Origin of the sequence: Streptomyces sp. NPDC001822, from assembly GCF_042892135.1 — a bacterium.
Taxonomy (GTDB): Bacteria; Actinomycetota; Actinomycetes; order Streptomycetales; family Streptomycetaceae; genus Streptomyces.
In genome coordinates this window covers 294,039-307,246 of the sequence record NZ_JBIATW010000008.1, presented here as the reverse complement: position 1 = coordinate 307,246, position 13,208 = coordinate 294,039, and the positions used below count along the sequence as shown (strand labels likewise).

Below are 13,208 nucleotides of genomic sequence, written 5' to 3'. Positions count from 1 at the left end.
TCACCGGCCCCTCGTTTCACTGTGCGCCCGCCCGTCGCCTGCCGCCATCGGGGTTACAGAGCGCTGCCCGCCGCCACGCTCCGCGACTCGGGTCCGGAACCGGTCCGGGCCCCCGGCGGCCCTTGCCGCTGAAGGGCTGCGGCGTGCTCAGCATCACCCTGGACAGCCACCCTGACCGCCGGGTAACTTCTGAGCTGGTCTGAGCAAGCGCTTAGCCACGCGACCGAAGCCGAAGCTGACACCAGGAGGCACCCGTGCGCCGTACGGTTTACAACGAGGACCACGAGGCGTTCCGGGAGACCATCCGCGCCTTCATCGAGGCCGAGGTCGTCCCCGTCTACGACGAGTGGTTCGCGGCGGGCCAGGCGCCCCGCGACTTCTACTACAAGCTCGCCGAGCTGGGCATCTTCGGCATCGAGGTGCCCGAGGAGTACGGCGGCGCGGGCGAGGAGTCCTTCAAGTTCGAGGCGGTGCTCTACGAGGAGACCGCGCGCGCGGGCGTCTCCTTCGGCGGCTCCGGCGTCCATGTCCTGCTCTGCCTGCCGTACCTCAAGGCGTACGCCACCGAGGAGCAGAAGAAGCGCTGGCTGCCCGACTTCGTCTCCGGCAAGTCGATGTACGCGATAGCCATGACCGAGCCGGGCACCGGTTCGGACCTGGCCGGCATGAAGACGACCGCCAAGCTCTCGGAGGACGGCACGCACTACGTCCTCAACGGCGCCAAGACCTTCATCACCGGTGGCGTCCACGCCGACAAGGTCATCGTCTGCGCCCGCACGGACGCCCCCAAGGCGGACGACCGCCGCCACGGCATCTCCCTCCTGGTGGTCGACACCAAGTCCGAGGGCTACTCGGTCGGCCGCAAGCTCGACAAGCTGGGCCTCAAGGTCTCCGACACGGCCGAACTCGCCTTCGTGGACGTCAAGGTGCCCGTCGAGGACCTGCTGGGCGAGGAGAACAAGGGCTTCTCCTACCTCGGCCAGAACCTCCCGCAGGAGCGCCTCGGCATCGCCGTCGGCGCCTACGCGCAGGCCGCGGCCGCGGTGCGCTTCGCCCAGCAGTACACGCAGGACCGCACCGTCTTCGGCAAGACCGTCGCGTCGTTCCAGAACACCAAGTTCGAGCTGGCCGCCTGCAAGGCCGAGGTCGACGCGGCCGAGGCCGTCTGCGACCGCGCCATCGAGGCACTGGACGCCGGCGAGCTCACGCCCGCCGAGGCCGCGTCGGCGAAGCTGTTCTGCACCGAGGTCGCGCACCGCGTGATCGACCGCTGCCTCCAGCTGCACGGCGGCTACGGCTTCATGAACGAGTACCCGATCGCCCGCCTCTACACGGACAACCGGGTCAACCGCATCTACGGCGGCACCAGCGAGGTCATGAAGTCGATCATCGCCAAGTCCATGGGTCTCTGAGAGCGGCTGCGTCCTCCTCCATGAGCACGGCACTCGACTCCCTGCTCGATCTGCTCGACGTCGAGCGGATCGAGCGGGACATCTTCCGGGGCACGAGCCGTTCGGCGGTCGTACCCCGTGTCTTCGGCGGCCAGGTCGCGGCCCAGGCCCTGGTCGCCGCCGGGCGCACGGTGCCGGACGACCGGGGCGCCCACTCCCTCCACGCGTACTTCCTGCGCCCGGGGGACCCGGGCGCGCCGATCGTCTACACCGTGGACCGCATCCGCGACGGGCGTTCGTTCACCACGCGCCGGGTCGTCGCGGTCCAGCACGGCAAGCCCGTCTTCCACCTCTCGGCGTCCTTCCAGGTGCACGAGGAGGGCATGGACCACCAGGCGGACATGCCCGCGGCCCCGGACCCGGAGACGCTGCCCACCGCCGCGGAGATGCTGCCGCGGTACGCCGACCGCTTCAGCGATCCGCGGATGGCCGAACGCCTGCTGGAGGCCCGGGCCGCGGTCGACCTGAGATACGTGGACGCGCCGCCGTTCGCCACGGCGGGTGAGCCGCGCGAGCCGCGCTCGCAGGTCTGGTTCCGCACGCACGGCAAGCTGGCGGACGACCCGCTGCTGCACGTCTGCATGGCGACGTACGTCTCCGACATGACGCTGCTCGACTCGGTGCTGCTCGCCCACGGGCGCGGCGGCTGGGCGATCGGGGACGTGGTGGGGGCCAGCCTGGACCACGCGATGTGGTTCCACCGCCCGTTCCGCGCGGACGAGTGGCTGCTCTACGACCAGCAGTCGCCCTCGGCGTCCGGTGGCCGCGGTCTCGGCCAGGCGAGGATCTACACGGCTGACGGGAAGCTGGCCATCACGGTCATCCAGGAGGGTCTGGTCCGCGTCCCGAGGGACTGAGGCCGCACTGTTCGGACATACTGCCCACCATGAGCGACGAGCGGGCCGGCGGCGGCGAGTCCACGTTCACCGTCGTCGTCGCGGCGGCGGCGAACCTCGGGATCGCCGCGGCGAAACTGGTGGCGGGACTGATCAGCGGTTCGAGCGCGATGCTCTCGGAGGCCGCGCACTCGGTGGCCGACACCGTCACCGAGGTCATGCTCCTCACCGCCCTCAAGCGCAGCGAGAAGCCCGCCGACGAGGACCATCCGCTGGGATACGGCCCCGAGCGGTACATCTGGGCCATGCTCGCCGCCGTCGCGACGTTCGTCGGCGGCGCGGTGTTCTCCCTCTACGACGGCATCCACACCCTGCTGAAGGGCGAGGAGCTGGGCGATCCGCTCGTGTCGTACATCGTCCTCGCCGTGGCCTTCCTGCTGGAGGGCTTCTCGCTGCGCACGGGCGTCCGGCAGGTGCGGGGCGAGGCGGCGCGGCTGCGGGTGCCTGCGCCGTCGTACCTCCGCCGGACCCCCGACACGGCGGTCAAGGCGGTGGTGATGGAGGACTCCGCGGCCCTGGTGGGCCTCCTCCTGGCCGCCGGCGGTCTGCTCGGCGGGCAGCTGACCGGGTCCGCCGTGTGGGACGGCGTCGCGTCGATCCTCATCGGGGCGCTGCTGGTGTACGTGGCGTGGGTGCTCTGCCGGTCGAACGCCCAGCTGCTGATCGGGCGGCCGATGCCGGCGCGGATGCGCGCCGGGGTGCGCGAGGAACTGCTGTCCGTGCCGCACGTCGTCGAGGTGCTGGAGCTGACCACGCTGATCCAGGGGCCGTCGGAGATGCTCGTCGCGGCGAAGGTCGACTTCCGGGACGCTTCGACGGCGGCCCAGGTGGAGTGGGCGTGCGAGGAGGCGGAGCAGCAGCTCCGGGAGCGCTATCCGGCGATCCGCCGGGTGTACCTGGATCCGACACCGGGGCGCGCACAGCGCTCGGAGGCGCGCTCCAGGGGCTGAAGCGCACGCGGGCGGCTTCCGGTGCGCCGGTTGCGGTCCGGGACGCGGTCGTGCGTCAAGGCGCCGGGTCCGGTGCGGTGGCGACGGGTAGAAACCTGCCGATTTCTTCGCTGACGAGGAGAACCGGCCATGACCCAGCACTCCGCCCCCGTCGTCCCCGCCCCTGTCGTCCTCGACCCGGCCGCCCGCGACGCGGACGCCGAACACCGGCTCTTACGGGCCGCGGGGCCCGCCACGCGCATCGACATCCTCGGTGTCCCCGCCTGGTCGGTGACCGACCCGGCGCTGCTCAAGAACCTCCTGACCAGCCCGGACGTCTCCAAGGACGCGCGCCGGCACTGGCCCGGATTCGAGGACGCCGTCCAGACCTGGCCGCTGGCCCTGTGGGTCGCCGTGACGAACATGTTCACCGCCTACGGGGGCGACCACCGCCGGCTGCGCGGCACCGTCGCCCCGGCGTTCAGCGCGCGGCGGGTCGCCGCGCTCCGGCCGACCGTCGAAGGCATCGTCGACGGGCTGCTGGCCGGTCTGGAGGCCGCAGCCCCGGGTGACGTCACGGATCTGCGGGAGCGCTTCGCGTATCCGCTGCCCATCGCGGTCATCGGGCACCTGCTGGGTGTGCCCGACAGCCGGGGCGACGAGTTCCGCGCCCTCGTCGACGACGTGTTCGACACCACCCTGACACCCGCCGAAGCGGCCGGGAACGCGGGACGGCTGTACGCGATGCTGGACGCCCTCATCGCCGCCAAGCGGGCCGCGCCCGGTGACGACATGGCGTCCGCGCTGATCGCCCTCAGCGAGGAGGGGGCCGAGGGCCGGCGGCTGTCCGAGGAGGAACTCCGCGACACGCTCCTGCTGATGATCAACGCCGGCTACGAGACCACCGTCAACCTGATCGACCAGGCCGTCACGCTGCTGCTCTCCCGCCCCGCGCAACTGGCCCACGTGCGCGAGGGGCGCGCGACGTGGCTGGACGTCGTGGAGGAGACGCTGCGCCACTCGCCGCCGGTCAAACACCTCCCCCTGCGCTACGCGGTCGCCGACATACCGCTGCCGGGCGGCGGGCACATCGCGAAGGGGGAGGCGATCCTCGCCTCCTACGCGGCCGCGAACCGCCACCCGGAATGGCACGACGACGCCGACGCCTTCGAGGTCACCCGGATCAGCAAGGACCACCTCGCCTTCGGGCACGGCATCCACTTCTGCCTGGGCGCCGCGCTGGCCAGGATGGAGGGCGAGGTCGCGCTGTCCCGATTCTTCGAGAGGTTCCCGGACGCCGCACTCGCCTCGCCGCAGGAGGACCTGGAGTCGGTGCCCTCGCTGATCAGCAACGGCCACCGGTCCCTGCCCGTGCGCCTGCGCCCCCGGGAGGCGTGACCCCTCGGAACGCCGGGAGGCGTAACCCCCGGGGGCGCCGGGGGCGCGCGGCTCAGCCGAGGTCCGCGAAGAACTCCCGTACGTCCTCGGTCAGGAGCTCGGGCTGTTCGAGGGAGAGGAAGTTGCCCCCGCGGTCGAACTCGGTCCAGCGGACGACGTTGTGGTCGCGTTCGGCGAAGCGGCGGACGGCGACGTCGGACGGGAGCGCGACGGCGACGGCGGTGGGCACGGTGCCGCGTTCCTTCGGCGCCCAGGCGGCCGGGTCGTGGGCCGTCTCGTAGTAGAGGTGGGCCGACGACCCCGCGGTGCCGGTGAACCAGTACACGCTGACGTTGGTGAGCAGGGTGTCCCGGTCCACGGCGTCCTCGGGGAGTTCCTTCGCGGTGTCGGTCCACTCCTTGAACTTCTCGACGATCCAGGCGAGTTGACCCACCGGCGAGTCGTTCAGGCCGTAGGCGACCGTGTCCGGCCGGGTCGACTGGATGGCGTTGAAGCCCATCTTGTCGTCGCGGAAGTGCCGCAGCCGCTCCAGCCGGGTCTGCTCGGACTCCGTCAGGTCCGCGAAGTCCGCGGGGTCGTCCGACGGGAAGGTGACCAGGCCGTTCACGTGGACGCCGATGACGCGGCCGGGCGCGATCCGGCCCATCTCGCCCGCGGTCCAGGCCCCGCCGCCGTTGCCCTGGACGCCGTAGCGGTCGTAGCCGAGGCGGGCCATGAGCTCGGTGAATGCCCGGGCGATCCTGCCGGTGTTCCAGCCGGGCGAGGTCAGCGGTCCGGAGAAGCCGACGCCCGGGGTGGACGTGACGACGACGTGGAAGTCGCGCGAGAGCGGTTCGATGACGTCGACGAACTGGACGAACGATCCGGGCCAGTCGTGGATCAGGAGCAGCGGGGTGGCGTCGGGGCGCTCCGAGCGCACGTGCGCGAAGTGGATGTCCTGGCCGTCGATCTCGGTGACGTACTGGGGGAAGTCGTTCAGCCGCGCCTCCGCCTTGCGCCAGTCGAAGCCGTCCGCCCAGTAGGAGGCGAGGTCCTTCAGGTAGTCGGCGGGCACGCCGCGGGACCAGTCCCCGACCCCCTGCACCCCGGTGTTCCAGCGGGTGCGGGCGAGCCGGTCCCGCAGGTCCTCCACGTCCGCCTGGGGGATGTCGATGCGGAAGGAACGGACGGCCTGAGCTGCGGTGTTGCTGCTGTTCTCCATGAGTGGAATTCTAGGATCCATATAGGCACGGTTCATTCCTAAAGAGACAGGCGGGCGCATCCCGATGCTCGAAACCTCCGCGCGCCTCCTGCGGCTGCTCTCGCTGCTGCAGACCCCTCGCGAGTGGCCCGGCGCGGAACTCGCCGAGCGCCTCGGCGTGAGCGGCCGGACCGTGCGCAACGACATCGAGCGGCTCCGCACCCTCGGCTACCCGGTGGACGCGTCGCGCGGGGCGACGGGCGGCTACCGGCTCGCCGCCGGCAGCGCGATGCCCCCGCTGCTCCTGGAGGACGACGAGGCGGTCGCGGTCGCGGTGGCCCTGCGCAACGTGTCCCGGAGCGCCCTGGCCGGGACGGAGGAGACGGCCGGCAGGGCCCTGGCCAAGCTGGAGCAGGTCCTGCCCTCGCGGCTGCGCCGCCGGGTCCGCGCCCTCCAGCAGTACGCCGTCCCGGTCCCGGCCGACCGGCCCGCGCCGCACACCGACACCGGGCTGCTGATGACCCTGACGGCCGCCTGCCGGGACCACGAGCGCCTGCGCATGGACTACCGGGACCACGCGGGCGCGACGGCACGCCGCCTGGTGGAGCCCCAGCGCGTCGTGAACTGGGGCCGCCGGTGGTACCTGGTCGCGTGGGACGTGGACCGCGACGACTGGCGCACCTTCCGCGTGGACCGGCTGACGCCCCTGCCGCCGGCCGGACCGCGCTTCGCGCCCCGCGGGGACCCGGAGGGCGACGCGGCCGCGTACGTCGCGGGCAAGGCGTCGGCGGCGGCGTGGCGCCACCGCGCCCGGGTGACGGTCCACGCCCCGGCGGAGGCGGTGCTGGAGCGGATCAACCCGGCGGTGGGCACGGTGGAGCCCGTCGACGCGGAGACCTGCGTCCTGGAGACCGGCGCCGACTCCCTGGAATCGCTCGGCGTCCACCTGGGCATGCTGGGCCACGACTTCACCGTGACCCGGCCGCCCGAGCTGGTCCGCCATCTGGAGGAGCTGGCGGCGCGCTACGCCAGGTCGACGCGGACCTGAGCCCCGGCGCGCCGCCGGCGGCCCGTCACGCGTCGGAGGGAAGCAGTCCGGCTGCGTCCAGGAGGTAGTCCGTCATGGGGTCGTAGAACCGCGGGTCGGCGACGTGGTCGTCGAGCGGGACGGTGACCTGGAGGGTGCCCTCCGCCTCCCCGAGGAAGAGCGCGGGGTCGTTGCAGTCCGCGTAGCCGATCGAGTCGATGCCGCGCTGACCCGCGCACCCGGCCCAGCCGTGGTCGGCCACGACCAGGTCGGGCATGGGCCGGCCCTCGCGTTCGAGTGCGTCCAGGATGGTGGCCATGGGGACCGGGGAGTGCGTGTGCCAGAGGGTGGCACCGCGCTCCAGCACGGCGACGTCGGCGAACTGGAAGACCATGCCCTCGTCGGCCATCAGGCCGCCGGGGATCCTGACGATCTCGCATCCGGCCGCACGCAGCGCGTTCGCGGTCTGCCGGTGGACGTCGAGCAGTCCGCCGGGGTGGCCGGTGGCGAACAGCACCCGCTCCCCGTCCGCCGCCGCCTTCCGCAGGCGGGCCGCCATCCGGTCCAGGGCGTCGACCGTCAGCTCCGGGTCGATGGTGTCCTGCCCCTGCCGGTGCCCGGGGTCGTCGACGACACCGCACCGCTCGGCCATCACGGCCAGCACGTCCTGCTCGTCGGTCCACCGGTCGCCGAGCTCCAGGCCCAGCCAGAAGTGGCGGTTGCCGTTGGCGAGCTGGCGGTAGTGGGAGAGGTTGTTGTCCCGGGGGGTGGCGACGTCGCCCGCGATGCGTGTGCGGACGAGGTGCTCGACGAGGGCGGCGCGGTTGGGTATGGGCATGCACCCATTGTGCCGTCACGGGTGCTTCGCGTGCCGGGCGTCTTGCACCGCGGGATGCGGCGGGGTCCGGCGCGCCCCGACGGGGCGGGCCCGGCCTCACGCAGCGGCGGACCGGGAGGACGGTGCCGGTTCGCCGGCGGCCGCCGTCCGGGAGCGGCCCCGTCCGGCCATCCGGCAGCCGAGGCAGTCCGGGTGGCCGCCGCCGGCCCCGGTGTCCCGGACGCGCCAGTCCTGCTCGGCCCTCGGGCGCAGCCCCGTGGCTTTGCCCCAGCCCGCCAGATGGAGTACCCAGCAGGTCAGTGCCGCCAGCACGACCACCGCCGCGCCCGCCCACAGGACCGCCGCGGAGCCGGTGACGACCCCCGCTCCCAGCACCGCGCTGCCCAGGACGCCGATGGCCGTACCGGTCCAGCCGGCGACGGTGTGGCCCAGGTCGTAGTCACCGTGTGCGCTCACGTCGGCTCCTCGGGGTGTGATAGTTCAGCGACCGGTGGTCACCCGGCCAATAACTTACGAGCTAAGTAACTTAGATGCTAAGGGGATTTTGGGTGGACGGCAAGAAGCGCCCGGAGGCGACGGCCGACCAGGCGCTGCAGGCGATGGACCGGATGATCGCGCTGGCCCAGTTCGGGCAGCACGACATCGCCGGGCGGCTCGGCCTCAACACCACCGACCTGACCTGCCTCGGCTTCGTGATGGAGGCGGCGCTGACCGGCCGGCCGCTGGCCGCCGGCGACCTCGCCGAACGGGCACGGCTGACCACCGGCGGGGTGACGGGCGTGCTCAACCGGCTGGAGAAGGCCGGTTACGCCAGACGGCAGCCCGTCCCGGGCGACCGGCGGCGGGTGCACGTCGTGATGGAGGAGTCCGCGCAGGAGCGGATCCTCGCGGTGTACGGCCCGTTCTACGCCCGTCTGGGCACCCTGTTCGCCGACTACGGGCCGGAGGAGATCGCCGTACTGGCCGACTGGTTCGGCCGGGCCCGGGCCGCCATGCAGGAGTCGCTGGACGAGATCAGGGCCGGGGCGGGCGCCGACGAGTCCCGGCCCGGCCCGGCCGGACCGGAAGGACCTTAGGCCGCGGCCGCCGCGAACGCGCCGCGCGCGAGCCGGTGCAGGAGGGCCGCGGTCGCCGTGCGGTCCGGAAGGGCCTCGGGCCGGGTGAGGTGGGGCGTGGAGTTCAGCAGGCCGAACACCGCGTGGACGGTGACCCTGGCCTCGCTCTCCGCGAGCGCGGGGTAGAGGGCGCGCACGGCCTCGACCCAGACCTCGACGTACTGCCGCTGCAGCTGGCGCACCCGCTTGCGGTCGGAGTCGCGCAGCCGGTCCAGCTCGCGGTCGTGGAGCGTGATCAGGGGCCGGTCGTCCAGCGCGAAGTCGATGTGGCCCTCGATGAGGGCGTCCAGCAGCGCCTCGGGGGATCTTGCCCGGGAGGCCCCGTCCTCGGTGACGCGCAGCCGCCCGCCCGCCAGCAGGCGCTCGCTGATGCCGACGAGCAGCTCGGCGAGCATGGCGTCCTTGCCCGGGAAGTGCCGGTACAGGCCGGGCCCGCTGATGCCGACCGCCGCCCCTATCTCGTCGACCCCGACACCGTGGAAACCGCGCTCGGCGAAGAGGCGGGCGGCCTCCCGGAGGATCTGCTCGCGGCGGGTGGGAGCCGCGACTCGGGCGGCGGCATGGGTGCTCATGAGGATTCATTCTAGACAGGCGGGTTAGCGCTCGTTAACCTGGGCCGCAATGCGTTAACGCTCATTAACTCTCATCCGACTACTGCGGTACGGGCAAGGGGGCTCGACAGGATGCAGCAGGCACCGGTCCTGGTGAGTGCGGCCGATCCCGCCTCGGAGGCCTGGCAGGCCAACGAGGCGGCGCATCACGCACTCGCCGAGGAGCTGCGCACGCGGCTCGCCACGGCACGGCTCGGCGGGGGTGAGAAGGCCCGCGCCCGGCATGTGGCGCGCGGCAAGCTGCTGCCCCGGGAGCGCGTGGACGCGCTGCTCGACCCCGGCTCGCCCTTCCTGGAGCTCGCCCCGCTGGCGGCCGAGGGGCTGTACGGGGGCGCCGCGCCCGCGGCCGGAGTGATCGCCGGGATCGGGCGGGTCAGCGGGCGCGAATGCGTGATCGTCGCCAACGACGCGACCGTCAAGGGCGGCACCTACTACCCGATGACGGTGAAGAAGCACCTCCGCGCCCAGGAGGTGGCCCTCGACAACCGGCTGCCGTGCCTCTACCTCGTGGACTCCGGCGGCGCGTTCCTGCCCCTGCAGGACGAGGTGTTCCCGGACCGGGACCACTTCGGGCGCATCTTCTACAACCAGGCGCGGATGTCGGGCGCCGGCATCCCCCAGATCGCGGCGGTCCTCGGCTCCTGCACGGCGGGCGGCGCCTATGTGCCGGCCATGAGCGACGAGGCCGTCATCGTCCGGAACCAGGGCACGATCTTCCTGGGCGGCCCGCCGCTCGTGAAGGCCGCCACGGGTGAGGTCGTGACGGCGGAGGAGCTGGGCGGCGGCGAGGTGCACTCCCGCACGTCCGGGGTCACCGACCACCTCGCCGAGGACGACGCGCACGCGCTGCGGATCGTGCGGAACATCGTCGCGACACTCCCGGACCGCGGACCGCTCCCCTGGTCCGTCGAGCCCGCCGAGGAACCCAAGGCCGATCCGGCCGGGCTGTACGGCGCGGTACCGGTCGACTCGCGCACTCCGTACGACGTCCGCGAGGTCATCGCCCGGGTCGTGGACGGCTCGCGCTTCGCCGAGTTCAAGGCGGAGTACGGCCAGACGCTGATCACCGGCTTCGCCCGCATCCACGGCCACCCCGTCGGGATCGTCGCGAACAACGGCATCCTGTTCGCGGAGTCCGCCCAGAAGGGCGCCCACTTCATCGAGCTGTGCGACCAGCGCGGCATCCCGCTGGTGTTCCTGCAGAACATCTCCGGCTTCATGGTCGGCAAGGACTACGAGGCCGGCGGCATCGCCAAGCACGGCGCCAAGATGGTCACGGCCGTCGCGTGCACCCGGGTGCCGAAGCTGACCGTGGTCGTCGGCGGTTCCTACGGCGCCGGCAACTACTCCATGTGCGGGCGGGCCTATTCGCCCCGCTTCCTGTGGATGTGGCCCAACGCCAAGATCTCCGTCATGGGCGGCGAGCAGGCCGCGTCCGTGCTGGCCACCGTCAAGCGGGACCAGATCGAGGGGCGCGGCGAGGAGTGGCCCGCCGAGGACGAGGAGGCCTTCAAGGATCCGGTCCGCGCGCAGTACGAGCAGCAGGGCAACGCCTACTACGCCACCGCCCGTCTCTGGGACGACGGTGTCATCGACCCGACGGAGACGCGGCAGGTGCTGGGTCTCGCCCTGACCGCGTGTGCCAACGCCCCGCTGGCCGAGCCCAGTTTCGGCGTCTTCCGGATGTGATGTGAGGACTTCCATGTTCAGCACTGTTCTGGTCGCCAACCGTGGCGAGATCGCGGTCCGGGTCATCCGGACCCTGCGCGAGCTCGGCGTGCGGTCGGTCGCCGTGTTCAGCGACGCCGATGCGGACGCCCGCCATGTGCGGGAGGCCGACACGGCGGTGCGGATCGGCCCCGCACCCGCGGCCGAGAGCTATCTGTCGGTGGAGCGGCTGCTGGACGCCGCCCGCCGCACGGGCGCCGAGGCCGTCCACCCGGGCTACGGCTTCCTCGCGGAGAACGCCGGCTTCGCCCGGGCCTGCGCCGAGGCCGGGCTCGTCTTCATCGGTCCGCCCGCCTCGGCAATCTCGCTGATGGGTGACAAGATCCGCGCCAAGGAGACCGTCGCGGCCGCCGGCGTCCCCGTGGTTCCCGGGTCGTCGGGCAGCGGACTCACCGACGGTCAACTGGCCGACGCGGCCCGGGAGATCGGCATGCCGGTCCTGCTGAAGCCGTCGGCGGGCGGCGGCGGCAAGGGCATGCGCCTGGTGCGCGACGCGTCGCTGCTGGCGGACGAGATCGCGGCCGCCAGGCGTGAGGCGCGCGCCTCCTTCGGCGACGACACGCTGCTGGTGGAGCGGTGGATCGACCGGCCGCGCCACATCGAGATCCAGGTCCTCGCCGACGGTCACGGCACCGTGGTCCACCTCGGCGAACGCGAGTGCTCGCTGCAGCGCCGCCACCAGAAGATCATCGAGGAGGCGCCCTCGGTCCTGCTGGACGAGAAGACCCGGGCGGCGATGGGCGAGGCGGCCGTCCAGGCGGCCCGCTCCTGCGGCTACGTCGGCGCGGGGACGGTGGAGTTCATCGTCCCGGGCAACGACCCGGCCTCGTACTACTTCATGGAGATGAACACCCGCCTCCAGGTCGAGCACCCCGTCACCGAGCTGATCACGGGGCTGGACCTGGTGGAGTGGCAGCTGCGGGTGGCCGCGGGCGAGCGCCTCCCGTACGCCCAGGACGACATCACCCTCACCGGGCACGCCGTCGAGGCCAGGGTCTGCGCGGAGGACCCGGCGCGCGGCTTCCTGCCGTCCGGCGGCACCGTGCTGGCGCTGCACGAACCGCAGGGCGGCGGGACGCGGACCGACTCGGGGCTCAGCGAGGGCGTCCCGGTCGGCAGCACGTACGACCCGATGCTCTCCAAGGTCATCGCCTACGGCCCCGACCGGGCCACCGCCCTGCGCAGGCTGCGCGCGGCGCTGGCGGACACGGTGGTGCTCGGCGTCCCGACGAACGCCGGCTTCCTGCGGCGCCTGCTGGCCCATCCGGCGGTCGCCGCGGGCGAGCTGGACACGGGGCTCGTCGAGCGTGAGGCGGACGGCCTGGTGCCGGACGGGGTGCCGGAGGAGGTGTACGCGGTGGCGGCCCTGCTGCGCCAGGCTCCGGCGCCTTCGGCGGGCTGGGTCGACCCCTTCTCCGTACCCAGTGGCTGGCGGCTGGGCGGCACTCCTGCCGAGACCTTCCACCACTTCCGGGTCCCGGGCCACGAGCCGGTGCGGGTGGGGCTTCGCCCGCTCCCCGGGGGCGAAGCCCGCCTGACGTTCGGCCACGCGGACGACCGCGCGGGCACGCCGGACACCTGCGGTCCCGTTCCCCCGCCGGTCCCCTCGGCGGACGCCCGGCTCGTCGAGCGGTCCGGGCACCGGGTCGTCGTCGAGTCCGACGGGCTGACGCACGTGTTCAGCTGTGTGTCCGCCCCGGACGGGATCTGGCTCGGGCGGGACGGGGACACCTGGCACGTCCAGGACCACGACCCGGTGGAGGCGTCCCTGGGCGGCGCGGCCCGCTCCGGCGCGGACACCCTGGCCGCACCCATGCCCGGGACCGTCACGGTGGTGAAGGTGGCCGTCGGCGACGAGGTCGCCGCCGGACAGAGCCTGCTGGTCGTGGAGGCGATGAAGATGGAGCACGTCATCTCCGCGCCGCACGCCGGGACCGTCACCGAGCTGGACGTCGTCGCGGGCGCCACCGTCGCCATGGACCAGATCCTGGCCGTGGTGGCCCCGAAGGAGGAGTCGTGACCGGCACCGGACTGC

The 13,208-nt window shown here is 72.7% G+C and carries 12 protein-coding genes; 8 read left to right on the top strand and 4 right to left on the bottom strand.

The features are described from left to right. Positions 1 to 254: 254 nt before the first annotated feature. The 4 genes from ACFYY2_RS20840 to ACFYY2_RS20825 all read left to right on the top strand — a co-directional run bounded on the left by ACFYY2_RS20840 (position 255) and on the right by ACFYY2_RS20825 (position 4,674). The gene (locus ACFYY2_RS20840; protein WP_329037495.1) at positions 255 to 1,412 is read left to right on the top strand and encodes an acyl-CoA dehydrogenase family protein; all 1,158 of its coding nucleotides are present in this window, start codon (positions 255 to 257) and stop codon (positions 1,410 to 1,412) included. Between the two features lie 20 nt (positions 1,413 to 1,432). Beyond that, entirely contained in the window at positions 1,433 to 2,308 is an 876-nt protein-coding gene (locus tag ACFYY2_RS20835) for an acyl-CoA thioesterase (protein ID WP_388744946.1), read from the top strand. 29 nt (positions 2,309 to 2,337) lie between these two features. Next, positions 2,338 to 3,297 carry a cation diffusion facilitator family transporter gene (locus ACFYY2_RS20830; RefSeq protein WP_388744944.1) on the top strand — a complete coding sequence of 320 codons (960 nt, stop codon included), beginning with the start codon at positions 2,338 to 2,340 and terminating at the stop codon, positions 3,295 to 3,297. A gap of 129 nt (positions 3,298 to 3,426) precedes the next feature. Then, positions 3,427 to 4,674 carry a cytochrome P450 gene (locus ACFYY2_RS20825; RefSeq protein ID WP_388744942.1) on the top strand — a complete coding sequence of 416 codons (1,248 nt, stop codon included), beginning with the start codon at positions 3,427 to 3,429 and terminating at the stop codon, positions 4,672 to 4,674. A 52-nt stretch (positions 4,675 to 4,726) separates the two neighbouring features. Here ACFYY2_RS20825 and ACFYY2_RS20820 read toward each other — a convergent pair whose 3' ends face one another. Beyond that, the gene (locus tag ACFYY2_RS20820; protein ID WP_388744940.1) at positions 4,727 to 5,875 is read right to left on the bottom strand and encodes an epoxide hydrolase family protein; all 1,149 of its coding nucleotides are present in this window, start codon (positions 5,873 to 5,875) and stop codon (positions 4,727 to 4,729) included. Positions 5,876 to 5,939: 64 nt separating this feature from the next. Between ACFYY2_RS20820 and ACFYY2_RS20815 the strand changes: the two genes are divergently transcribed. Then, positions 5,940 to 6,902, top strand: a complete 963-nt coding sequence (locus tag ACFYY2_RS20815) for a helix-turn-helix transcriptional regulator (protein WP_388744938.1) — start codon at positions 5,940 to 5,942, stop codon at positions 6,900 to 6,902. Between the two features lie 25 nt (positions 6,903 to 6,927). Here ACFYY2_RS20815 and ACFYY2_RS20810 read toward each other — a convergent pair whose 3' ends face one another. Both ACFYY2_RS20810 and ACFYY2_RS20805 read right to left on the bottom strand, forming a co-directional pair. Continuing rightward, positions 6,928 to 7,719, bottom strand: a complete 792-nt coding sequence (locus ACFYY2_RS20810; protein WP_388744936.1) for a phosphatase — start codon at positions 7,717 to 7,719, stop codon at positions 6,928 to 6,930. 96 nt (positions 7,720 to 7,815) lie between these two features. Beyond that, positions 7,816 to 8,175, bottom strand: a complete 360-nt coding sequence (locus ACFYY2_RS20805; RefSeq protein WP_388744934.1) for an HGxxPAAW family protein — start codon at positions 8,173 to 8,175, stop codon at positions 7,816 to 7,818. A 92-nt stretch (positions 8,176 to 8,267) separates the two neighbouring features. On the opposite strand from ACFYY2_RS20805, the gene ACFYY2_RS20800 reads away from it, so the two are divergent. Next, a complete protein-coding gene (locus ACFYY2_RS20800) occupies positions 8,268 to 8,795 on the top strand; it encodes a MarR family winged helix-turn-helix transcriptional regulator (protein ID WP_388744932.1) in 528 nt (175 codons plus the stop codon). On the opposite strand, the gene ACFYY2_RS20795 is transcribed toward ACFYY2_RS20800, so the two are convergent. Next, entirely contained in the window at positions 8,792 to 9,406 is a 615-nt protein-coding gene (locus tag ACFYY2_RS20795; RefSeq protein ID WP_388744930.1) for a TetR/AcrR family transcriptional regulator, read from the bottom strand. The genes ACFYY2_RS20800 and ACFYY2_RS20795 overlap by 4 nt on opposite strands. A 111-nt stretch (positions 9,407 to 9,517) precedes the next feature. Here ACFYY2_RS20795 and ACFYY2_RS20790 point away from each other — a divergent pair, with 111 nt between their 5' ends. After that, positions 9,518 to 11,134, top strand: coding sequence for a carboxyl transferase domain-containing protein (locus ACFYY2_RS20790; RefSeq protein WP_388744927.1), 1,617 nt, complete (start codon positions 9,518 to 9,520; stop codon positions 11,132 to 11,134). A gap of 13 nt (positions 11,135 to 11,147) precedes the next feature. Next, positions 11,148 to 13,193 (top strand): biotin carboxylase N-terminal domain-containing protein, encoded by a 2,046-nt coding sequence (locus ACFYY2_RS20785; RefSeq protein ID WP_388744925.1) that lies wholly within the window; start codon positions 11,148 to 11,150, stop codon positions 13,191 to 13,193. Positions 13,194 to 13,208: the final 15 nt, after the last annotated feature.

What these genes read in the sequence shown, in the direction of transcription:
- ACFYY2_RS20790 (WP_388744927.1), top strand. Translation starts at nt 9,518, where the DNA reads ATGCAGCAGGCACCGGTCCTGGTGAGTGCGGCCGATCCCGCCTCGGAG.
- ACFYY2_RS20785 (WP_388744925.1), top strand. Translation starts at nt 11,148, where the DNA reads ATGTTCAGCACTGTTCTGGTCGCCAACCGTGGCGAGATCGCGGTCCGG.
- ACFYY2_RS20795 (WP_388744930.1), bottom strand. Translation starts at nt 9,406, where the DNA reads ATGAGCACCCATGCCGCCGCCCGAGTCGCGGCTCCCACCCGCCGCGAG.
- ACFYY2_RS20815 (WP_388744938.1), top strand. Translation starts at nt 5,940, where the DNA reads ATGCTCGAAACCTCCGCGCGCCTCCTGCGGCTGCTCTCGCTGCTGCAG.
- ACFYY2_RS20830 (WP_388744944.1), top strand. Translation starts at nt 2,338, where the DNA reads ATGAGCGACGAGCGGGCCGGCGGCGGCGAGTCCACGTTCACCGTCGTC.
- ACFYY2_RS20835 (WP_388744946.1), top strand. Translation starts at nt 1,433, where the DNA reads ATGAGCACGGCACTCGACTCCCTGCTCGATCTGCTCGACGTCGAGCGG.
- ACFYY2_RS20810 (WP_388744936.1), bottom strand. Translation starts at nt 7,719, where the DNA reads ATGCCCATACCCAACCGCGCCGCCCTCGTCGAGCACCTCGTCCGCACA.
- ACFYY2_RS20820 (WP_388744940.1), bottom strand. Translation starts at nt 5,875, where the DNA reads ATGGAGAACAGCAGCAACACCGCAGCTCAGGCCGTCCGTTCCTTCCGC.
- ACFYY2_RS20825 (WP_388744942.1), top strand. Translation starts at nt 3,427, where the DNA reads ATGACCCAGCACTCCGCCCCCGTCGTCCCCGCCCCTGTCGTCCTCGAC.